The 21,078-nt window shown below is 70.3% G+C and carries 22 protein-coding genes and 1 riboswitch; of the genes, 12 read left to right on the top strand and 10 right to left on the bottom strand.

The annotated features are described in order from the left end of the window. Positions 1-13: 13 nt before the first annotated feature. Positions 14-934 carry a hypothetical protein gene (locus AB0J97_RS31940; RefSeq protein ID WP_364095494.1) on the top strand — a complete coding sequence of 307 codons (921 nt, stop codon included), beginning with the start codon at positions 14-16 and terminating at the stop codon, positions 932-934. Between the two features lie 525 nt (positions 935-1,459). Here AB0J97_RS31940 and AB0J97_RS31935 read toward each other — a convergent pair. From AB0J97_RS31935 to AB0J97_RS31925, 3 genes are all read right to left on the bottom strand, one after another. Continuing rightward, complete coding sequence (locus AB0J97_RS31935; RefSeq protein WP_357710873.1) at positions 1,460-1,615, bottom strand: hypothetical protein; 156 nt, start codon at positions 1,613-1,615, stop codon at positions 1,460-1,462. Positions 1,616-1,743: 128 nt separating this feature from the next. Further along, on the bottom strand, positions 1,744-2,610 hold the full coding sequence (locus tag AB0J97_RS31930) for an ABC transporter ATP-binding protein (protein ID WP_357710875.1): 867 nt from the start codon (positions 2,608-2,610) through the stop codon (positions 1,744-1,746). Then, complete coding sequence (locus AB0J97_RS31925) at positions 2,603-3,538, bottom strand: ABC transporter permease (RefSeq protein ID WP_357710877.1); 936 nt, start codon at positions 3,536-3,538, stop codon at positions 2,603-2,605. The genes AB0J97_RS31930 and AB0J97_RS31925 overlap by 8 nt, the downstream gene beginning before the upstream one ends. A gap of 470 nt (positions 3,539-4,008) precedes the next feature. Here AB0J97_RS31925 and AB0J97_RS31920 point away from each other — a divergent pair, with 470 nt between their 5' ends. From AB0J97_RS31920 to AB0J97_RS31900, 5 genes are all read left to right on the top strand, one after another. Then, a complete protein-coding gene (locus AB0J97_RS31920; protein ID WP_364095489.1) occupies positions 4,009-5,643 on the top strand; it encodes an ABC transporter substrate-binding protein in 1,635 nt (544 codons plus the stop codon). A gap of 129 nt (positions 5,644-5,772) precedes the next feature. Then, positions 5,773-6,717, top strand: a complete 945-nt coding sequence (locus tag AB0J97_RS31915) for an ABC transporter permease (RefSeq protein WP_364095486.1) — start codon at positions 5,773-5,775, stop codon at positions 6,715-6,717. Continuing rightward, a complete protein-coding gene (locus AB0J97_RS31910) occupies positions 6,710-7,690 on the top strand; it encodes an ABC transporter permease (protein WP_357710886.1) in 981 nt (326 codons plus the stop codon). Before AB0J97_RS31915 ends, AB0J97_RS31910 begins: the two co-directional genes overlap by 8 nt. Before the next feature lie 13 nt (positions 7,691-7,703). Then, the gene (locus tag AB0J97_RS31905; RefSeq protein ID WP_357710888.1) at positions 7,704-8,741 is read left to right on the top strand and encodes an ABC transporter ATP-binding protein; all 1,038 of its coding nucleotides are present in this window, start codon (positions 7,704-7,706) and stop codon (positions 8,739-8,741) included. Further along, the gene (locus AB0J97_RS31900) at positions 8,725-9,741 is read left to right on the top strand and encodes a dipeptide ABC transporter ATP-binding protein (RefSeq protein WP_357710891.1); all 1,017 of its coding nucleotides are present in this window, start codon (positions 8,725-8,727) and stop codon (positions 9,739-9,741) included. Before AB0J97_RS31905 ends, AB0J97_RS31900 begins: the two co-directional genes overlap by 17 nt. 37 nt (positions 9,742-9,778) lie before the next feature. Here the strand turns inward: AB0J97_RS31900 and AB0J97_RS31895 are convergent, their stop codons facing one another. The 5 genes from AB0J97_RS31895 to AB0J97_RS31875 all read right to left on the bottom strand — a co-directional run bounded on the left by AB0J97_RS31895 (position 9,779) and on the right by AB0J97_RS31875 (position 14,089). Beyond that, positions 9,779-10,966, bottom strand: a complete 1,188-nt coding sequence (locus tag AB0J97_RS31895) for a lipid-transfer protein (RefSeq protein WP_364095481.1) — start codon at positions 10,964-10,966, stop codon at positions 9,779-9,781. Continuing rightward, positions 10,963-11,370 carry an OB-fold domain-containing protein gene (locus tag AB0J97_RS31890; protein WP_364095478.1) on the bottom strand — a complete coding sequence of 136 codons (408 nt, stop codon included), beginning with the start codon at positions 11,368-11,370 and terminating at the stop codon, positions 10,963-10,965. Before AB0J97_RS31890 ends, AB0J97_RS31895 begins: the two co-directional genes overlap by 4 nt. Positions 11,371-11,396: 26 nt before the next feature. Continuing rightward, positions 11,397-12,581 (bottom strand): S8 family serine peptidase, encoded by a 1,185-nt coding sequence (locus tag AB0J97_RS31885; protein ID WP_364095475.1) that lies wholly within the window; start codon positions 12,579-12,581, stop codon positions 11,397-11,399. Continuing rightward, entirely contained in the window at positions 12,578-13,153 is a 576-nt protein-coding gene (locus tag AB0J97_RS31880) for a hypothetical protein (RefSeq protein WP_364095472.1), read from the bottom strand. The genes AB0J97_RS31885 and AB0J97_RS31880 overlap by 4 nt, the downstream gene beginning before the upstream one ends. Positions 13,154-13,273: 120 nt before the next feature. Beyond that, positions 13,274-14,089, bottom strand: coding sequence for an SAM-dependent chlorinase/fluorinase (locus tag AB0J97_RS31875; RefSeq protein WP_357696654.1), 816 nt, complete (start codon positions 14,087-14,089; stop codon positions 13,274-13,276). Between the two features lie 120 nt (positions 14,090-14,209). Between AB0J97_RS31875 and AB0J97_RS31870 the strand changes: the two genes are divergently transcribed. The 3 genes from AB0J97_RS31870 to AB0J97_RS31860 all read left to right on the top strand — a co-directional run bounded on the left by AB0J97_RS31870 (position 14,210) and on the right by AB0J97_RS31860 (position 16,006). Next, complete coding sequence (locus AB0J97_RS31870) at positions 14,210-14,509, top strand: DUF3263 domain-containing protein (RefSeq protein ID WP_357696652.1); 300 nt, start codon at positions 14,210-14,212, stop codon at positions 14,507-14,509. Positions 14,510-14,548: 39 nt separating this feature from the next. After that, positions 14,549-15,319, top strand: a complete 771-nt coding sequence (gene otsB / locus AB0J97_RS31865) for a trehalose-phosphatase (protein ID WP_357696650.1) — start codon at positions 14,549-14,551, stop codon at positions 15,317-15,319. A gap of 108 nt (positions 15,320-15,427) precedes the next feature. Next, complete coding sequence (locus AB0J97_RS31860; RefSeq protein ID WP_364095467.1) at positions 15,428-16,006, top strand: hypothetical protein; 579 nt, start codon at positions 15,428-15,430, stop codon at positions 16,004-16,006. Here AB0J97_RS31860 and AB0J97_RS31855 read toward each other — a convergent pair. Then, the gene (locus tag AB0J97_RS31855) at positions 15,984-17,168 is read right to left on the bottom strand and encodes a hypothetical protein (RefSeq protein WP_364095464.1); all 1,185 of its coding nucleotides are present in this window, start codon (positions 17,166-17,168) and stop codon (positions 15,984-15,986) included. The genes AB0J97_RS31860 and AB0J97_RS31855 overlap by 23 nt on opposite strands. 41 nt (positions 17,169-17,209) lie before the next feature. Next, the gene (locus AB0J97_RS31850; protein ID WP_357696644.1) at positions 17,210-18,634 is read right to left on the bottom strand and encodes a trehalose-6-phosphate synthase; all 1,425 of its coding nucleotides are present in this window, start codon (positions 18,632-18,634) and stop codon (positions 17,210-17,212) included. Positions 18,635-18,665: 31 nt separating this feature from the next. Here AB0J97_RS31850 and AB0J97_RS31845 point away from each other — a divergent pair, with 31 nt between their 5' ends. The 3 genes from AB0J97_RS31845 (at position 18,666) to AB0J97_RS31835 (ending at position 20,987) form a co-directional block, all read left to right on the top strand. Beyond that, the gene (locus tag AB0J97_RS31845) at positions 18,666-19,220 is read left to right on the top strand and encodes an RNA polymerase sigma factor (RefSeq protein ID WP_189654051.1); all 555 of its coding nucleotides are present in this window, start codon (positions 18,666-18,668) and stop codon (positions 19,218-19,220) included. 79 nt (positions 19,221-19,299) lie between these two features. Further along, a riboswitch (SAM riboswitch) is annotated at positions 19,300-19,440 on the top strand. 13 nt (positions 19,441-19,453) lie between these two features. Next, on the top strand, positions 19,454-20,686 hold the full coding sequence (gene thrC / locus AB0J97_RS31840; protein WP_357696642.1) for a threonine synthase: 1,233 nt from the start codon (positions 19,454-19,456) through the stop codon (positions 20,684-20,686). Positions 20,687-20,711: 25 nt separating this feature from the next. After that, positions 20,712-20,987, top strand: a complete 276-nt coding sequence (locus AB0J97_RS31835; RefSeq protein WP_364095458.1) for a MoaD/ThiS family protein — start codon at positions 20,712-20,714, stop codon at positions 20,985-20,987. Positions 20,988-21,078 lie beyond the last annotated feature (91 nt).

The raw sequence follows: 21,078 nt of genomic DNA, 5'->3' as shown, positions 1-21,078 counted from the left end.
GGCGGCTTTGGCCGTGCCAGCTCAAGCAGAAGTTCAATTCACTCACACCGCCAAGATCGTCCCGCTGGACGGCCTGGGCGGGGGCACCAGCGGAGGCCCGCTCGACCTGATCGGCGGCCTGCTCGGCGGCGGGCTGCTCAGCAGCCTGGGCGGCGGCCTCGGCGGTCTGACCGGCGGCAACAAGCCCAAGTCGGACGCCGCCGCCGAAGCGCACGCACGCGACATCGCCGACGAGAACCGGCGCGCCAGCCTGGCGATGACGCCGAACGCGGCCGAGGACGTCACCCGCTTCAGCGGCCCGCTGCCCGAGCTGTCGCCCATCCTCGGCGGCGCGTCGGTCGGCGGCGGCGGCAAGGGCCTGGCCAAGTCGCTGCCGCTGCTCGGCGGCGCCCGCATGGCGCAGCCGCTGGTCAAGGGCGCGCCGCAGAGCAACGGACAGCTCACCGGCGCGAGCGCCCCGCTGCGCGGCGCCATGGACACGATGACCGCCCTGGCCGGAGCCTCGGTCGGCGGCGCGATGGGCAAGGTGGGCGGCGGCGCGCTGCTGCCCGGCACGGGCGCCGGCACCGCCGGTACCACCGCCACGACGATGGCGGGCACCACCAAGGGGCTGCGCGACCTGTCCAGCGAGTCCGGCATGGGCGGGCTGACCCGTGCCGCCAGGATGGCCCTGCCGCACGCTTCGAGCGCCGAGCTGGCCCCGATGGTCGGGCACGTCGCCCCCGTCGAGGCCGCGCCGGTCGTCGAGGCGCTGCCGGGCACCACCCAGACCGCCTCCGTCGACGAGATCACCCCGCTCATGCAGGACACCGCGGGCTTCGTCTCGTCCAACGGCTCCAAGGCCGCCGGCTCCTACAGCGACATGATGTCCGCCCTGGGCTGGAGCACCGAGGCGCTGACGAGCTCGGTGCACGGCTCCGGGGTGCGCAACTGACGCGAGCGCGGCGCGTACCGGACGTGTTCAGGATGTGACCCGCGCGGGTGCGTCCCGGACATGCCGTGACGATGCGCGGACGCGGCCCGCCGAGGGCCGGTGCGACGGTTCGCCGGCGTCATAAGGTGCCGATGCTCGCGAACCGGCCGTGACGGCCGTGCGGCAGCCCGCGTTCATGCGCCAGGTGGTTGTTCACGACGGCGCGTTCCCGCTCTCCCCGGCGTCAGTGGACGCCCGCGGGACGAGGGGGCGCCGTCGCCCCGATGCGACAGGCCGATGGTGTGCGCTCACAAGGTGCCGAGCGCCCCGACGGCACTGCCGCGCGTCGGTCGCGGGTCCGCCGCCACGGGCGGACGGGCCCGCCACGGGTCTGGGCGGACGTGCCTCAGCCCGGGGTTCGCACACGCGTCCCGCCGCTGACTGCAGGGCAGCGGCGCCGCGCCGAGCCCGCCGCCGGCCCCGATCCGGGGTCGGCGGCCTTCTCTTTTCCCCACCCTCGTACGGCTCCGCGCCCGACCGGGCCGGCTAGGGCAGCCGGACGCCGGTGCGGCGGGCTATCTGGGCCTGCAGCCGGGCCATCTGCCAGTGAAGGTCGAGCAGCTGCTCGGCGAGCTGCATTCTGGGCATCTCGGCCACGTCCTCGATGGCCAGGTGGTCGATCGCGGCCGAAAGCTCTCCCATCGCGCGCCCCCACTCCATCAGCGTTCCTTGGTTCGAATCCGCGTTCGAATTCTATCGGAACGCCCGTCACGCTGTCAGCGTTTCGGCGCGCGAGTCACCCGCGTTTCGCACGGGTGATCGAAACGGGCTCAGCCCTTGTTGTAGGCGGAGATGACTTCCTTGGGGTCGCCGTCCATCCGGATCTTGCCCTTGTGCAGCCAGATGACCCGGTTGCAGGTCTCCTCGATGACCTTGAGGTCGTGGGCGACCAGGAAGACCGTGCCGGCCGACTCGCGGATCTGCCGGATGCGGGCCTCGCTCTTCTTGCGGAACTCGCGGTCACCCGTGGCCAGGGCCTCGTCGATGAGCAGGACGTCGTGGGTCTTGGCCGAGGAGATGGCGAAGCGCAACCGCGCGCCCATGCCCGACGAGTACGTGGACATGGGCAGCTGGACGAACTCGTCGATGCCGGAGAAGTCGACGATCTCCTGGTACTTCTCCTTGACCTCGGCCGGCGTCATGCCCATGGCGTAGCAGCCGAGGACGATGTTGCGCTCACCGGTCAGCTCGCGCATGAGCGCGGCGTTGACGCCGAGCAGCGAGGGCTGGCCGTCGGTGTAGACCGCGCCCTCGTGCGGCGGCAGGAGGCCGGCGATGGCGCGCAGCAACGTGGACTTGCCCGACCCGTTGCGGCCCACGATGCCGATGGCGTCGCCGTGGTAGGCCACGAAGGTCACGCCCTTGACGGCGTGGACCTCCTTCATCTGCGGACGGCCCTGGCGCTTCAGCAGGCGCGTGAGGGCGTTGACCGCGTTGCCCTTCTCGTTGTCGGTGGCCGTGCCGTAGACGCGGTAGACGATGTGCAGGTCGTCGACGATGACGGTCGGGGTGCCCGTGGGAACGTCGAGCGGACGCTTGCCCTGGGGCTCCGGGTTGGGGTGCACCCTCACGTCCTTGCCGGGGACGGCGGGCTCCTCGCCCTTCACCTGTGACAGCTCCTCGGTCAGTTCAGCCACGCCCGTACCTCTCCTCGGACCGCCAGAAGTACCAGAAGCCGAAGCCGAGTGAGAACACTGCCCAGAATACGCAAGACACCAACACCATAGTCGGGGGGTTGTGTCCGTTTTGAGTGTGGTGGGTCTTGATGAGGATGTCGCGCATCCACTCGATGTAGGAGGCCGTCGGATTCAGGTACATCACGTCGGCGACCCACTGCGGAAGCTTGGCGGAGCCGACCACCTTGTCCTGGATCGAGAAGAAGACGCCCGAGGCGTAGAGCCAGGTGCGGGTGATGAACGGCAGCAACTGGTTGAGGTCGCGCATCTGGGCGCCCAGTCGCGCGATCACCAGGCTGGCCCCGATGTTGAACATCGTCTGGAGCGCCAGCACCACCGGGATCATGAGCCAGAACCAGGTGGGCCACTCGCCGGTGGCCGTCACGATGACGAGGAGCACGCCCATGGAGATGGCGAGCTGCTGCAGCTCCTGGATCGTGTACGCCAGCGGCAGCGAGGCGCGCGGGAAGTGCAGGGCGCGGATCATCGACAGGTTGCCGGAGATCGACTTGGCGCCCGCGGTCACCACGCGCTGGGTGTAGGTGAAGACGAACATCCCGGTCAGCAGGAAGGCCGGGTAGTTCTCGATGCCGCCCCGGCCGCCCAGGATGACGCCGAACATCACGTAGTAGATGCCGGCGTTGAGGAGGGGGGTCAGCACCTGCCACAGCTGGCCCAGGGCCGAGCTGGAGTACTTCGAGACGTTGCGGGACGTCGCGTACGTCAGGATGAAGTGTCGCCGCTCCCAGAGCTGGCGCAGATAGACAGGGAACCTCGGCCGCGCGATGGCACGACGAAGTCCGTATCTCTCGGCGAGCTTGGCCAGCGGCTCCTGCCCGCTTCGGCCGCCCGCCTGGGCGTCCGCGACAGCGGATTCCGGCTGGCTCATGGCAAGGACTCTATTGGATCCCGGTCGGTGGGGTGCCTGCCGCGAGGGACGCGGCAGATGCTTGGACGGAGTCTTGGGGCGCCAGGTTCCAAGGTGCCGTCAAGACTCGCTCAACCGTAGCCCAGCGGGGCACGCCATGGCGGGAAGGGCGCGACCACGGTCCTGTAGGGGGTAATTTTCATCCGCTGTTCACGTCGAAGCTTGACCTGTTTGAGCATCCCTGGGCGGTTTGTATCCTTACGGGTGGAATGTCTGTGACGCTGGATTGGCGCACGTGTGACCGAACTGCAACGCGCCAGAGACTCGCTGGTGGCAAGTAGTAAGAGATAGTCGCGATCGACTGGCAGGGCGTCGGCTGGTTTGACCATGTCAGCCAAATCCGGGGGATACCAGGAACCCCCCGTCAGGCTGCTTACCATCACCGCAGCTCAGCGCTGTCGCCCACCTGTAGAGGGAGGATTTTTTTCACCATGCGTGTTACTAAGGGCGCACAGATCGTCGCCGGTACCGCGCTGCTCGCCCTCGCGGTTGCCGCGTGTGGCGGCGGTGCCTCGGACGGCGGCACTGCCGCGGGCGGCGGCGAAACGCCGGTCCGCATGGAGATCGGTGAGCCTCAGGAGCTCCTCAACCCGCTGAACACCACCGAGACCGAGGGCTCCGAAGTCCTCGCCGCGGTGTTCTCGCCGCTCGTCAAGTACGACGAGAACAAGCAGCCGGTTGAAGAGGCCGCTGAGTCGATCACCACCCAGGACAGCAAGGTCTGGACGATCAAGCTCAAGTCGGGCTACACCTGGCACGACGGCAAGCCGGTCACCGCGGCTGACTACGCGCGGGCCTGGAACTATGGCGCCAACCAGGACAACGCCATGAGCTCCTCCGCCTTCTTCTCCCGCATCGACGGCTTCGCCGACGTCCACCCGGGCGAGGGCAAGACGCCGACGTCCAAGGAGATGAAGGGCCTCAAGGCTGTCGACGACAGCACCCTTGAGGTGACGCTGTCCGCACCGTTCTCGCAGTTCAAGACGATGCTCGGGTACACCGCCTTCTACCCGCTGCCGGCCTCCGCGCTCGGCGCCGACGGCAAGGTGACCCAGGCCTACGGCGAGCAGCCGATCGGCCAGGGCCTCTTCAAGGTCGACAAGCCCTACAAGAAGGGCGGCGCGCAGACCATCGACATGACGGTCTACGACAAGTTCCCCGGCACCAAGCCGAAGAACTGGACCAAGCTGCAGTTCAAGATCTACAGCTCGGCCGAGACCGCCTTCCAGGACCTCCAGGCCGAGAACCTGGACGTGGACGACTCGCTGCCCGCCTCGGCGATCGCGACCGCCAAGTCCGTCCTCGGCGACCGTTACTTCGACGAGCCCGACGCCTCTGTGGGTTACATCGGCGTCCCGCTGAAGTACAACCCCGAGTTCAAGAACCCGGACGTGCGCAAGGCCATCTCCATGGCCATCGACCGCAAGACCATCACCGAGACGGTCTTCGCGGGCACCCGCGCCCCGGCCGACGACTTCATCAACCCGGCCATCCCCGGTTACCGTCAGGGCGCCTGCACGGCCTGCACGTACAACCCGGCCGAGGCGAAGAAGCTCTACGCCGACGCCAAGGGCCCGGCCAAGCTCGAACTCGGCTACAACGGCGACGGCGGCCACAAGGAGTGGATCGAGGCCGTCGCCAACAACCTCCGCGCCAACCTGGGCATCGAGGTCACGCCGAAGCCGTTCGAGAACTTCAAGGCCATCCTGGACGACCTGGACGCCAAGAAGTACAAGGGCCTGTTCCGTATGGGCTGGTCGATCGACTACCCGTCGGCCGAGAACTACCTGACGCCGATCTTCGGCACCCAGGCCATCTCGACCGGCTCCAACTACGGCGGCTACGAGAACAAGGAGTTCGACGACATCGTCGCCAAGGGTGACCAGGCCGCCGACGCTGCCGAGGGCCTCAAGCTCTACCAGCAGGCCGACGACATCCTGATCAAGGACATGCCGTACATCCCGGTGTACTTCTACCGGAGCAACTTCGGACACTCCCCCAAGGTCAAGGGCGTCAAGCTGAACCTGCTCAACCAGGTTCAGTGGGCCGACATCGAGAAGGCCTGACGTCATTCGCCGGGCGGACGGCTCTTGCCGTCCGCCCCTCGGAGGACTGAGCTTGGAGGCAGTCACTTGGGGCCGGGCAAACCGCGGCTACGAAGGTGACTGCCTCCACGCATGTACCGGAGGGCTTGAATGGGCCGTTATGTCATCAGGCGACTGCTGCAGGCGATACCCGTCCTGCTCGGCGCCACGCTACTCATCTTCGCGATCGTCTTCGCCCTGCCCGGCGACCCCATCCAGGCACTGGCGGGCGAGAAGCGCCTGGACCCGGCGGTGGCCGAGGTCCTGCGCGACCAATACCACCTGAATGACCCGCTGCTGCTGCAGTACTGGTACTACCTCAGCGGCGTGCTCCTGCACGGAGACTTCGGAACCACCTTCTCCAGGATCCCGGTCTCGCAGCTCATGGCCGGCAAGTTCCAGGTCACGCTGAACCTCGCGCTGACGGCTCTCGTCATGGAGGCCATCATCGGCGTCGGCCTCGGCCTGTGGGCGGCTCTGCGCCGCGGCAAGGCCTCCGACACCGCCATCCTCGCCTCGACGCTGCTGCTGATCTCCGTCCCCACTCTGGTGACGGGCTTCGTGCTCCAGCTCGTGCTCGGAGTCAAGCTCAAGCTGTGGACGGGGAGCGACATCTTCCCCGTGGCGGGCATCTCGGCCGGGTTCCGCAGCTATCTGCTGCCCGGTTTCGTGCTCGCCGGCACGTCGATCGCCTATCTCACCAGGTTGACGCGGACGAGCCTGGTGGAGACACTGCGCGCCGACTACATCCGCACGGCGACCGCCAAGGGCCTGTCCAAACGCCGCGTCATCGGCAGGCACGGACTCCGCAACGCGCTGATCCCGCTGGTCACCTACCTCGGCGCCGACCTCGGGAACCTGATGGGCGGCGCGGTCATCACGGAGACGATCTTCAACTTGCCGGGCATCGGCAACCAGCTGTTCCAATCGATCCTGCTGCGAGAACAACCGGTCGTCGTGGGCATCGTGACCGTGCTGGTGCTGATCTACATCCTGGCCAACCTGGTCGTCGACATGTTGTACGCAGTGCTCGACCCGAGGATCCGCTATGAGTAACGAAGCAAACGTCGGGCCCATGCTGCCGGAAGCGAAGTCGCTGGTCACGGAGGTCCCGGCGCCGCCGTCCCCCGAGAAGCAGGGCAGGCGCGGGAAGCAGAAGCAGGAGAAGCCCGCCAGCCTGTGGACCGACGCCTGGTACGACCTGCGTCGCCGGCCGATGTTCATCATCTCCGCGGTGCTGATCGCGATCCTGCTGGTCATGGCGTTCTGGCCGTCGTTGTTCACCTCGATCGACCCGACCAACGCCCAGACCTGCGACCTGTCCACCGCCCGGCAGCTCCCCAGCGTGGGACACCCGTTCGGCAAGGACAGCCAGGGCTGTGACGTGTTCGCCAGGACGATCTACGGCGCCCGCAACTCCATCGTGATCGGCGTGACGACCACGATCCTCACCATGATCGTGGGCGGTCTGCTCGGCCTCTTCGCCGGCTTCCGCGCCGGCGTGATCGACTCGGTCTCCTCCCGGGTCACCGAGATCTTCTTCGCCATCCCGCCGATCCTGGGCGCCCTGCTGATCGCCGCCACCTTCCGTGACAGTGGCATCAACAGCATCCTGCTGGTCATCGCGGCCCTGGCGGTGCTCGGATGGCCGATGGTGTTCCGCATCATGCGGGCCTCGGTGATCACGGCCAAGAGCCAGGACTTCGTGGTCGCCGCGCGGGCGGTGGGCGCGGGCCAGTGGCGGATCATGTTCAAGCACCTGCTGCCGAACTCGCTGGCGCCGGTGATCGTGGTCAGCACGATCAACCTCGGCGGCTACATCGCGGCGGAGGCGGCGCTGTCGTTCCTCGGGGTCGGCGTGCAGTCGCCGGACATCTCGTGGGGCCTCATGATCGCCGACGCCCGGCCGCGGTTCCTCGACGCGTCGCTGCCGCTGTTCTTCCCGGCCCTGTTCCTGAGCGTCACGGTGCTGGCGTTCATCATGCTGGGCGACGCCGTGCGCGACGCTCTCGATCCGAAGCTCAGGTAGAAGGGGGGATCAAGTGAAGAAGACGTCGACAGACGTGTTGCCCGCCGAGGGAGGGCTGGGCAACGAGCCGCTGCTCGCGGTGGACAACCTGCACGTGGAGTTCCGTACGCGTCAGGGCGTCGTGCGCGCGGTGAACGGCGTGAGCTACACGGTCAACCCCGGTGAGACGCTGGCGGTGCTCGGCGAGTCCGGTTCGGGCAAGTCCGTGACCGCTCAGGCGATCATGGGCATCCTGGACATGCCGCCGGCCGTCATCCCCAAGGGCGAGATCCGCTTCAAGGGCACCGACCTGCTCAAGCTCTCGGACGACGCCCGCACCCAGGTGCGCGGCCAGCGCATCGCGATGGTCTTCCAGGACGCCCTCTCGGCGCTCAACCCGGTGTTCACCGTGGGCTGGCAGATCAGCGAGATGTTCCGGGTCCACCGCGGCATGTCCAAGCGTGACGGCCTGAACAAGGCCGTCGAGCTGATGGACAAAGTCCGCATCCCGGCCGCCCGGCAGCGCGTCAACGACTATCCGCACCAGTTCTCGGGCGGCATGCGGCAGCGCATCATGATCGCGATGTCGATCGCACTCGACCCCGAGGTCCTGATCGCGGACGAGCCGACCACCGCGCTGGACGTGACGGTCCAGGCGCAGATCATGGAACTGCTGGCCGAGCTGCAGCGCGAGAGCCAGATGGGCATGATCCTGATCACCCACGACCTGGGGGTCGTGGCGGACGTGGCCGACAAGATCTCGGTCATGTACGCCGGCCGGATCGTGGAGAACGCCCCTGTGCACGACATCTACCGGGCGCCGGGGCACCCGTACACGAAGGGTCTGCTGGAGTCCATCCCCCGGGTTGACCTCAAGGGCCAGGAGCTGTACGCGATCAAGGGTCTGCCGCCCAACCTGCTCGACCTGCCGAGCGGATGCGCGTTCAACCCGCGGTGCCCGTACCGGCAGGACAACTGCGTGACCAGCGCCCCCCAGCTCTACGAGATCAGCGGCACGCGTGGCAGCGCCTGCCACTACTGGAGGGAGGTCCTCGATGGCGAGCAGCAGTGAGCGCATCCTCGAGGTTCGCGACCTGGTCAAGCACTTCCCCCTGACCCAGGGCATCGTCCTCAAGAAGCAGATCGGCGCGATCAAGGCCGTCGACGGCGTGTCGTTCGATCTGAACAGGGGCGAGACCCTGGGCATCGTGGGCGAGTCGGGCTGCGGCAAGTCCACGCTGGCCAAGGTGCTGATGGCGTTGGAGCGGCCGACCTCCGGGTCGGTGAAGATCAACGGCAAGGACATCGCCAAGGCCAGGGGCGGCGACCTGAAGCGCATGCGCCGCAACATCCAGATGGTGATGCAGGACCCGTACACCTCGCTGAACCCCCGGATGACCGTCGGTGACATCATCGGCGAGCCGTACGAGATCCACACGGAGGTGGCGCCCAAGGGCGACCGCCGCCGCAAGGTGCAGGAGCTGCTGGAGGTCGTCGGCCTCAACCCCGACCACATCAACCGCTACCCGCACCAGTTCTCGGGCGGCCAGCGGCAGCGCATCGGCATCGCCCGCGGCCTGGCGCTGCAGCCGGAGATCATCGTCTGCGACGAGCCCGTCTCGGCGCTGGACGTGTCGATCCAGGCCCAGGTGATCAACCTGCTGGAGCGGCTGCAGAACGAGTTCAACCTGGCCTACATCTTCATCGCCCACGACCTGTCGGTGGTCCGCCACATCTCCGACCGGGTGGGCGTGATGTACCTGGGCAAGTTCGTGGAGCTCGGCAAGGACGTCGAGATCTACGACAAGCCCGCTCATCCGTACACGCAGGCGCTGCTGTCGGCGGTGCCGGTTCCCGACCCCGAGGGCCGGGAGCAGCGTGAGCGGATCATCCTGCAGGGCGACCCGCCCTCGCCCGCCAACCCGCCGTCGGGGTGCCGCTTCCGCACCCGCTGCTGGAAGGCGCAGGAGATCTGCGCGGAGGAGGAGCCGTTGCTGCAGATCCGGACGGGGACCGGGCACGAGAGCGCCTGTCACTTCGCCGAGACGCACGACGTGGTCCACGCGGGATGACCTGAAGACCCTCCGGGAAAGCTCCCGGAGGGTCTTCTCACGTCGTGGCCACGATGGCCGAGCCGTGGCCGAACAACCCCTGGTTGACCGCGAGGCCGACGCGCGCGCCGGGCACCTGGCGCGCGCCCGCCGCCCCGCGCAGCTGGTTCGTCAGCTCGCAGAGTTGCGCGATCGCCTGGGCCGGGATCGCCTCGCCGAAGGAGGCCAGGCCGCCCGACGGATTGACCGGCACCCGGCCGCCGAGCGCGGTCTCGCCCGCCCGCAGGAGCTTGTCCGCCTCGCCCGGCGGGCACAGGCCGACGTCCTCGACCCAGTCCAGCTCCAGGGCGGTGGACAGGTCGTACACCTCGGCGAAGGAGACGTCCTCGGGGCCCAGACCGGCCTCCTCGTAGGCCGCGTGCGCGATCGCGGCCCTGAACGGCCTCTCCGGCGCGGGGACGGCGGCGCAGGAGTCGGTGGCGAAGTTCGGCAGCTCCAGGACAGCGTTGGGGAAGGTCGGCGTCACCGTGGAGACGGCCGCCAGGCGCACCGGGGCCGTCGCGCCGAGACGCCTGGCGTACGCCTCCGAGGCCAGGACGACCGCGGCGCCGCCGTCGGAGGTGGCGCAGATGTCCATCAGGCGCAGCGGGTCGGCCACCATGGGTGAGGCGAGCACCTCCTCCGCCGTGACCCGGGCGCGGTAGCGGGCCATGGGGTTGAGCGAGCCGGCGAGCGCGTTCTTGACCTTGACGGCGGCGAAGTCGTCGCTGGTGGAGCCGTACAGGGCCATGCGCCGGCGGGCGTAGAGGCCGAAGTAGGCGGGGTTGGCGGCGCCGAGGAGGCGGAAGCGCAACCAGTCGGGGTCGTCGTGCCGGTCGCCGCCGACGGGTTTGAAGAAGCCCTTGGGGGTGGAGTCGGCGCCCACCACGAGCGCCACGTCGCACAGCCCGGCCAGGATCCTGGTACGCGCGATGTCCACCGCCTGGGCCCCCGACGCGCAGGCCGCGTAGCAGGAGGCGATCCTGGCGCCCGTCCAGCCGAGCGCCTGGGCGTAGGTCGCGCCGGAGACGAAGCCCGGATAGCCGTTCCTGATCGTGTCGGCCCCCACAACGTACTGGACGTCGGTCCAGGCCACCCCGGCGTCGCGGAGGGCGGCGCGGGCCGCGGCGACGCCGTACTCGACGAAGGGGCGTCCCCACTTGCCCCATGGGTGCATGCCCGCGCCGAGCACCACCACCGCGCTCACGAGGCCCGCCCCCACATCCACACCAGCGGGCCGTCGGCCAGCGGCCCGTGGACGAGCTCCAGCTCCATGCCCACCTCCAGGTCGTTCACCGTGAGGTCCCTGACCTGGCCGAGCACCACCAGCCCCGCGCCGTCGAGCTCGACGGCGGCCAGCGTGACCGGCCGGTACGGCCGCGCCGCCACGTACGGCTCCGGCGGCGGGTAGCAGGCGTCGGTGTAGGACCAGACCCGCCCGCGCCGCGGCAGCCGGGTCTCGGCCGTCTCCTCGCCCTCGCAGCGCGGGTTGCGGCACAGGCCCCGCTGCGGCGGGAAGGCGACGGTCCCGCAGGTCAGGCAGGTGGTGCCGATGAGGTGGGTGGCGCCGTCCCCGTCGATGGCGAACCAGCCGTCGATCGCTAAGGTCATAGCCAGGAGTATCACACAAGCGCTTGCTAGGGTGAATCCCTCCGACGCCTCCGCCGGGTCGTGACCACCCGTGCCGACATGGCCGCCGCCAGCACCACCATCCCGGCCACCACCGGCGCCCTGGAGGCGGGCGGCGCGGCCGGCCCCCGCCCGAAGTACGGGCCGGGCCGGGCGGCCGGTGAGAGCGTCCCGTGCGCCAGCCGCCGGGCCTCCCGCAGGGCGAGCGGCGCGTCGGCCACCCCGTGCCCGTAGGCGCGGCTGTGGCCGCTCGTGGGCCGCCTCCTGGCGCCGCGCTCGATGGCCATGCGCACGTGGTACGGCGACAGCCCCGGATGGGCCGACCGCACCAGGGCCGCCACGCCCGCGACCATGGCCGCCGCCGAGCTCGTGCCGTCGCCCGCCACGTACCCCTCGGCGCCGTCGGCCGTGACGATGTCGGTGCCCGGCGCGACCACCGACAGATAGTCCTGGCGGTTGGAGAAGGGGGCCACCCTCAGCCGCCGGTCCACCGCGCCCACCGCGATGACGCCCGGGTAGGCGGCCGGGAAGTTCTTCCTGTTGGTCGTGTCGCCGTCGTTCCCGGCCGAGGCCACCAGGACCACGCCGCGGGCGATCGCGTACTGCACGGCCTCCTCCTCGGCCGCCGAGCCCTCCCACGCGCCGCTGCCGCCGCCGAGGGACATGCTGATCACGTCCGCGCCGTGGTCGACCGCGTACCTGATGCCCGCGGCCAGGGCGTCGCGGCGGCCGGCACGCCGTTCGGCGCGCAGCGGGTCGGTGTTCTCCAGCGTGACCCTGATCGACAGCACCCGCGCCGCGGGGGCGACGCCGACCACGCCCTCGGTGCGTCCCTCGCCGTGCCCGCGGCCGGCGATCAGGCCGGCCATGGCGGTGCCGTGGTGCCCCCACAGGCGCTTGGGCGCGCCGGTCAGGTCGGGGCCCTGGGTCACGACGCCCCGCAGGTCGGGGTGGCGGCCGTTCACCCCGGTGTCCAGCACGGCCACCAGCACGCCCGCGCCCCTGCTCTCCCGCCACGCCTCGGGCAGGCGCAGCGCCCGGAGCTGCCACTGCCGGGCCCGCGCGGCGGCGCCCACGCCGCCGGGGAGGCTCGGCGAGGCCGCCGTCCGCACGTCGTCGGTGGCGCTGGACGCCACGCCCGCGACCCCGGCCGCCAGGATCAGAGCCGGCAGCAGGGACGCGAGCACCCTCATCGGGTCAGCGCCCGGTGCAACGCCACGGCGAGCTGCCGCGCGGCGCCCCGCAGCCGCGGCGCGGCGCGTCCGCCCGGCCGGTACGCCCGCCCGTCGGCGTACCCCACGGCCGTCGCCACCAGGTAGGGGTCGCCGGAGCCGGCCAGCGCCCCGGCGAAGTACTGCCGCTCGCCGAACCGCTCGGCCGGGCCGCCGGGGAAGGCGACGGGCCGCACGGTGGCCGGGCGCACCCCGCCGTACGGGCGTGGGCACGGGCGTGGGCAGGGCGCGTCGAGCACGGCGATCCCGACGGTGGCCACGTACGTCTGGGTGCTGTCGGCGTACGTGGCCCGCAGCGCGGTCAGGCAGCCGGGCCGCACCGCGGCGGGCTGGAACGCCACCCGGCACGGCGCCTCGGGGGCCACCCCCGTCAGCACGTACGTCACCCTGGCCCCCGACGGGCTGACGCCGGGAACGGCCAGAGGGAAGATCCGCGCCACCGGCCAGGCGTGCCAGCGCTCCGGCACGGGCGCGTCTGCCTGCGGCCAGAACACGGACAGGATGGAGAGCAGCACAACGGACAGTTGGTACACGTCAACCTCGAACGGGAGAGGAGGGACGCCCGATCTGCCGTGCATTCTGGCACGTGGCCGGCGAGTCGTTCCGACGCTTCGGTAAACAGCCCGATACGCGGAGTAATTGTAGTTATGCGGTCATTCGCCCTGCGGTGTGGGCGAAAGTCGGACATGTGCCCCAGGGGGGAGCCCCAGCCGCTGCGCCGCGTCCCCGAAGTTGACCGCGATGGCGATCAGCCCCGCCGAGTCCGTGAACGCCACCAGCTCGCCCGGCGGCACCGCCGCGAACGACGTGCGGAAGGGCATCGCGAGCCGCCGCCGCCCGAGCCACACCCCCAGCGTGTCGCCCACCTGGACGCCCAGCGCGTCCAGGTCGCCCGCCGCGATCGACAACTGCGTGTTGCCGTGGCGGTCCACCGAGACGACCTCGCCCTCGACCGAGCCCTCCCGCAGCAGCGAGGTCGGCGCGGGCAGCGAGACCAGCCGCTCGACCGGCACCGGGGGGCCCAGCTCGGCCGGGTCCAGGCCGCCCGCCAGCCGCCCGGCGACCGGCGAGAAGACGTCCCGGCCGTGGAAGGTCGGCGACACCGGCCGCAGGAAGAGCTCCTCGTTGCTGAGCGCGTACGCGGCCCGCGCGCCGCCGCTGGCGTGCACCGCCCAGGACAGCAGGCCGTTGTCGGGGCCGACGAACACCCGGCCGCCCGCCTCGACCGCCACCGACCGCCGCGCGCCGCCCACGCCGGGGTCGACCGCGCCGATGTGCACGCCCGCCGGGAGGTAGGGGATGGTCTGGGCGAGGATGGCCGCGCCACGCCGTACGTCGCCGGACGGGACCAGGTGGCTCACGTCGATCACCCGCGCCTGGGGCGCGATCCCGGCGATCACTCCGTGGCAGGCGGCCACGAAGCCGTCTTCGAGCCCGTAGTCCGTGAGGAGCGTGATGACTGGGGTCACATTTCGTGACTGTACGTCCGGCAATCCGCCGTGAACAGCCGCACATCGCACATTACGATTGGCCACGGGCCGCGACGCGTGCGATGTGATCGTCGCACGCCCCTTCCCGAGGAGGACATCATGGGAGCACCGCTCAGCGGTGACAGTGCTGCCCAGGAACCGTCCAGACCACCCCTCACCGACCGCGATCTCGAACTCCTCGCCTTCGAACGCCAATGGTGGCGTCACGCGGGCGCCAAGGAGCAGGCCATCAAGGAGACCTTCGGGTTCTCGGCCACCCGCTACTACCAGTTGCTCGGCGAGCTGATCGACAGACCGGAGGCGCTGGAGCAGGACCCGATGCTGGTCAAACGGTTGCGAAGGTTGCGCTCCACCCGTCAGCGTGACCGTGCGGCGAGACGGCTCGGCATGCGCCCCTGACCGGCTGGGTACGGCAGCCGCGTGAGGAACATCCCTGGAATGGAAGCGATCCTTAAAGATCCGTCCGGCGCCGTGATCGGGCTCGACTTCGACGGAACCCTGTCGCCGATCGTGCCCGATCCCGCCTCCGCCCGGATCCACCCCGAGGCCCCCGCCGTACTCGCCGAGCTGGGCGCCCACGTCGGCGCCGTGGCCATCGTGACCGGCAGGCCGGCGGCCACCGCGCTCGAACTCGGGCCCGGCCTGGCCGACGTGCCCGGTCTCGTGGTGCTCGGCCACTACGGCTTCGAGCGGTGGGAGCACGGACGCGTCTCGGCGCCGCCGCCTCCGCCCGGCGTGCCCCGCGCCCGGGCCGAGCTGCCGCTGCTGCTCGACTCGCTCGGGCTGCACGGCGTGGTGATCGAGGACAAGGGCCGGGCGGTGGCCGTGCACACCAGGCGCGCCCCCGACCCCGAGGGCGCGCTGGCCGCGTTGCGCGAGCCGCTGGCCGGGCTGGCCGACAAGCACGGTCTGGTGATCGAGCCCGGACGCATGGTCCTGGAGCTGCGGCCGCCCGGCATGGACAAGGGCCACGCGCTCGGGCTGTTCCTGGCCGAGCGGGACGCCAGGTCCGTCATGTTCGTCGGCGACGACCTCGGCGACCTGGCCGCGTTCGAGGCCGTACGCGCCTCGGGGCTGCCCGGCGTGACCGTGTGCAGCGGCTCGGCGGAGGTGACCGCGCTGGCCGAACGGGCCGACATCGTGGTCGACGGGCCCGACGGCGTGGTGGCGTTGCTGCGGGAGCTGACGACGGCCTTCAGCCGTCCCTGAGTTCAGCCGTTCGTGAGCCGGCTCGCGGCCTTCGCCGTCTTCGAGCCGGCTCGCGGCTTTCAGTCGTTCGTGATTGGGCTGCAAGTGGCGGGTTCTACGTTGGTGCCCATGTCAAGACGATCTCTCGCTGTCGCCGCTTCGGTTGCGTCCCTGGCGGCCGTGCTCGCCGTGCCCGGGGCCGCCTCCGCCGCCCCCGCCCAGCAGCTCAAGTTGCGCGGCGGCCTGACGCTCTACATCCCGATCGAGTGGGTGGTCCACCGTCAGGGGGCCGACTATGTGCAGGTGGTCACCGGCCGTTGCGCCAAGCCGCGGGGCTGGGGCTCGCCCGAGTGCGACGCGTTCTACATCCTCGGCCCCGACGCGATCAAGCGGGGCGCGGAGGGCTTCGGACCCTACACGGGCAAGAACCCGTACTATCCGGCCAGTGACGTGCAGCCCTGCCCGTTCAACCGGAAGTGGGGCGAGGTCATCGGCCCCAAGGTCACCAGGGGCTACCGGCAGATGGGGGCCGGGCACAAGGCCGCCTACAACGCCTGGCAGGCCAAGTGCGTCAGCTACTCGGGCAACGGCGTGAAGGCCCGCTTCACGCAGCGCGAGTGGTACCTGCCGAAGAGCCGGATCCTCGTCGTGGACCAGTGGGACACGCCCGGCCTGGCCGACACGCTCAAGTACGCCGACTGGACATGAGCACCCCGGTCACCGCGACAGCGATGATCACCGGCACCAGCACGAACGCGGTCCCGGTGCCGTAGCCGTCGGCCAGCGAGCCGAGCAGCAGCGGGCCGACCGCCATGGCGGCGCCCGCCCACACGGGCGAGGCGGCCGCCGCCCGGTCCGCCCGGTCGCCGGAGGCGGCGATCAGCGAGCTCAGCGCGAGCGGGAACTGCAGCGACGCGCCCAGCCCGCTCAGCGCCAGCCCCACGTACGACAGCACCGGCGCGCCGCTCGTCCAGAACAGCAGCCAGCCGAGCGCCATCAGCCCCAGGGCGCCGACGAACAGCGGCGTGGCCGGCAGCCGCAGCGCGAGCTGCGCGCCCGCGAACCTGCCCGCCGCCATGCCGCTGACGAACGCCGTCAGCCCGGTCGCCGCGACGGCCGCCGTCACGCCCGTCCTGAGGGCGAACAGGTCGGCGGCCCACAGGTCGAACGAGAACTCCAGGGCCACGCAGCAGAACAGCACGGCCCCGGCCAGATGGAAGCGCCACCGGCCGCCCTCCCGCGCCTGGACGCCGCCCAGGGCGACCACGTCGTCCTCCCCTTCCACGCCCTGCCGGGGCGCGGGCCAGGAGCGGCCCAGCGCCAGTGCGAGCAGGACGCTGACCGCCGGGGTGATCAGCAGGGCGGCCCGCCAGCCGAGCGCGCTCTGCGCCACCTGGCTGAGCACGAACGTCGCCACGATCCCCACCAGCACGCCCACGGCGTTGGCCTCGCTGAGCGCGGCCGGTCCCGCGGGCCCGTGGTGGTCGCTGAGCTCGGCCATCGCCGCGTAGAGCATGACCGAGCCGAAGCCGCCGGCCACGCCGTAGCCCAGCAGCGTCAGGGGCAGCGCGGAGGTGGCCATGACCAGCAGCACGCCGGCGTTCATCCCGGCCAGGCCGACCCAGCACGTCACGCGTCGGCCGAGGAGCCTGGTGAGCAGGGGCAGGGTGAGGCCGGCGCCGACCGTGCCGAGCGCCATGGCGGTGCCGTGCAGCCCGGCGACGGTGGCCGTGGTGCGCTGGTCGGCGCGCAGGAGCGGCAGGGCGGCGCTGAGGCCGTACATGAAGGTGGCGAACGCGCCGAGCAGGAGATAGATCAGCCAGGTCGGACGGTCCCGGACGAGTCGGATGGGCACTGAGACCGTCGACACCCGGCAGCCTCCGTCATTGGCAGTGAATCCGACTTCTCATGTTAAAGCAGGGCATCGAGCTGGGATTCCAGCCACTTGTGCGGCGGCAGCGCGGTGGCCGCCTCGTACAGCCGGTCGCGGCGGCGCCTGCGCTCGTCCTCGGGCATCACCAGGGCCTCGTGCAGCGCGGCCGCCGTGCCGCTCACGTCGTAGGGGTTGACCACCAGCGCGTACGGCCCCAGCTCGGCCGCCGCCCCCGCCTCGCGCGAGAGCACCAGGGCGCAGCGCGGCGACAGGACGGGCCCCTCCTTGGCCACCAGGTTCATGCCGTCGCGGATGGGGTTGACCAGCAGCACGTCCGCCAGGCGGTAGGCGGCCAGCGAGCGCGGGTAGTCGTCGTTGACGTTGAGGATGACCGGGTCCCAGTCCTCGGTGGCGTACTCGTCCTCGATCTCGCGCGCGCAGCGCTGCACCGACGCGGTGTACTCGCGGTATTCGGGCAGGTCGTGCCGGCTCGGGTAGGCGAAGGCCAGGTGGACCACCTTGCCGTGCCACTCCGGATGGGCGGCCAGGAACTCCCGGTAGGCCAGCAGCCCGCGCACGATGTTCTTGGACAGCTCGGTGCGGTCGATGCGGACGATCAGCCGCCGCCCGGCCACCTGCTCGGCGAGCGCGGCCATGTGCGACTCGACGTCGGGCTCGCAGGCCCGCGCCCACAGCGCAGCGCCGTCCACGCCCAGGCTGTGCACGCCGACGCGCGTCTTCCTGCCCTCGTGGGTGACCGTGCGGGCCGCGCGGTCCACCCGCGCGCCCAGCAGCGCCTCGCAGCAGTCCATGAACGCCGCCGCCCACCGCGCGGTGAGGAAGCCCGCGTGGTCGGCCCCCAGGATGCCGTCCAGGACCTCCCTGGTCACCGCGTCGGGCAGCAGGGAGAAGTACTCCGGGGGCGCCCACGGCGTGTGGCTGAAATGGGCGATGCGCAGGTCGGGGCGCTCGGCGCGGAGCATCGCCGGGGTGAGCGTCAGGTGGTAGTCCTGGACCATCACGCGCGCGCCGTGCCCGGCCTCCTCGGCCAGCGCCAGCGCGAACGCGCCGTTGTAGTCGCGGTAGGACTCCCACTCGCGCCGGAACTTGGTGCCGAAGCTGGGGGAGTTGGGGATGTCGTACAGCAGGTGGTTGACGAACCACAGGGTCGAGTTGGCCACGGCGTTGTAGGCGCGGTGGAAGGTGGCCGCGGGGATGTCGAGCATCCGCAACGCGCCCGTGTCGTAGCCCGTCCGGTCGAGCCGGCCCCCCGGAGCGAGGCGTACGGCGCTGCGGTCGCCGTCGGACAGCGCGGCGCACACCCACAGCACGCCGTGCTCCTTGGCCACCCCCGACAGGCCCGAGACCAGGCCCCCACCACCGCGTTTCATGGTCAGCTCACCGTCGTCGTCGACGGTGAAGGAGACCGGCCCGCGGTTGGACGCCACGAGAACGCTGTTCATTTGGGCTCCCTTCGCCCATAGGATCCCAGCTATGGCGCTAGATGAGCTAACCGAGGAACTCGCCCGCTCGGCCGCGGCCGGAGACCATCGCGCGCTCGGCGAGCTCCTGGCCAGGATCGAGCCTGACGTGATGCGCCACTGCGCCCGGATCCTGCCCTATCACCAGGACGCGGAAGAAGCCTCGCAGGACACACTGCTGGCCGTGGCGCGCAACATCGGGCGGTTCGAGGGGCGGGCCAGGTTCAGCACCTGGCTGCACATCGTGACCGCCAACTGCGCGCGCACCACGTACCGGTCGCTGAAGCGCAGGGCCGCCGAGCAGACGTCGGAGGAGCTGCCGATGCAGAAGCCGGACGCGCGGCGGGTCAGCGTGATCGCCGGCTCGCGGCTCGACCTGCTCGACGCGATGGAGGCGCTGGAGGCCGACAAGCCCGACCTGGCCCAGGCGCTGGTGCTGCGCGACATCGTCCAGCTCGACTACAACGAGGTGGCCGAGCAGCTCAACATCCCGCTCGGTACCGCCAAGTCCCGCATCCACCAGGCCCGCAAGTACGTGCAGGGAGTCCTCGGGGAGGACTATCGGTGAGACAAGCTTTCTCACCTTCTGAGATGGGTGGCCGTTTCGGCCACTTGAGAAGGTAGAGTCCCTTTCGACAACTGAATATTGCTCATCCAGAGGGGTGGAGGGACCGGCCCTGCGAAGCCCCGGCAACCCTCCCGGCTTGTACTCGCGACCTGGCGAGGCCGACCGGGACAAGGTGCCAATTCCGGTTCGCGGTCAAGGTGGCCGCGGGCGAAGATGAGGGAAGGCCTCGCTTCATGTCGCTCGACTTTGGTCCTGCCGTCGCTCTGTCCTGCCGCGAGTGCGGCACGCGCTACCCCCTGGGCCCCAGCTTCGCCTGCCTGGAGTGTTTCGGGCCGCTCGAAGCGGCCTACTCCTTCGGCCAGGTGACCCGCGCGGACATCGAGTCCGGCCCCGCCAACATCTGGCGCTACCGTTCCCTGCTTCCGGTCCCCGCCGACGTGGCGAGCAAGCCCAACATGAACCCGGGCTGGACGAAGCTGGTCAAGGCCGGCAACCTCGGCAAGGCGCTCGGCCTCCGGTCCCTGTTCGTGAAGGACGACTCGGGCAACCCCACCCACTCCTTCAAGGACCGCGTGGTCGCCATCGCCGTCGAGGCGGCCAGGAACTTCGGGTTCCACACGCTCTCCTGCTCCTCCACGGGCAACCTCGCCGGCGCGGTCACCGCCGCCGCCGCGCGGGCCGGCCTCGACGCGTGCGTGTTCATCCCGGCCGACCTCGAAGCGGCCAAGATCGCCATGGCCCGGGTGTTCGGCGGCCGGCTGGTCGGGATCGAGGGCACCTACGACGAGGTCAACCGGTTCTGTTCCGAGCTGATCGGTGACCCGCTGGGCGAGAGGTGGGGGTTCGTCAACGTCAACCTGCGGCCGTACTACGCCGAGGGGTCCAAGACGCTCGCGTACGAGATCGCCGAGCAGCTCGGCTGGCGGCTGCCGGAGCAGATCGTCATCCCCATCGCCTCGGGCTCCCAGCTCACGAAGATCGACAAGGGGTTCAAGGAGCTGATCGCGCTCGGGCTGGTCGAGGACACGCCGTACAAGGTGTTCGGGGCGCAGGCGGCCGGGTGCTCGCCGGTCTCGACGGCGTACAAGGCGGGGCACGACGTGGTCCAGCCGGTCAAGCCGGACACGATCGCCAAGTCGCTGGCCATCGGCAACCCCGCCGACGGGCCGTACGTGCTGGACATCGCCCGGCGTACCGGCGGGGGCGTCGAGGACGTCACCGACCCGGAGATCGTCGCCGCGATCAAGCTCCTGGCCTCCACCGAGGGCATCTTCGCCGAGACCGCGGGCGGCGTCACGGTGGGCGTGCTGAAGAAGCTCGTCGAGACGGGCAGGCTCGACCCCGAGGCCGAGACCGTGGTCCTGAACACCGGCGACGGCCTCAAGACGCTCGACGCGATCAGCGACGACGCGCGGCCCACCGCCGTGATCCGGCCCTCTCTCGACGCGTTCCGCGCGACTGTCTGACAATCCAGGAAAGGCAACAAAAACCATGAGCGTTTCTGTGCGGATTCCCACCATTCTGCGCACTTACACCGGGGGTAACGCCGAAGTGAGTGGCGAAGGGGCGACTCTTCGTGACGTTCTCGCCAAGCTCGACTCCGACTACCCGGGGATCGGCGCGAGAATTCTGGATGAATCGGGCAAGATTCGTCGTTTTGTCAACGTTTACGTTGGCGAAGAGGATGTCCGTTTCGTCGAAGGCTTGGACACTCCCGCCCCCGAAGGCACACAGATCTCCATCATCCCCGCCGTCGCGGGCGGCTGACCGCCGGACCCCCCGACTCTTGAAGGCGCCCCTTGTGGGCGCCTTCTTGTTTTAGAACCCAATTCAACTCGAACGACTCAGCCTTCGATGA

The organism is Nonomuraea sp. NPDC049607, assembly GCF_040675375.1.
Taxonomy (GTDB): domain Bacteria; phylum Actinomycetota; class Actinomycetes; order Streptosporangiales; family Streptosporangiaceae; genus Nonomuraea.
The sequence above is the reverse complement of the archived record's forward strand: the minus strand, read 5'-3'. Positions and strand labels throughout refer to the sequence as shown.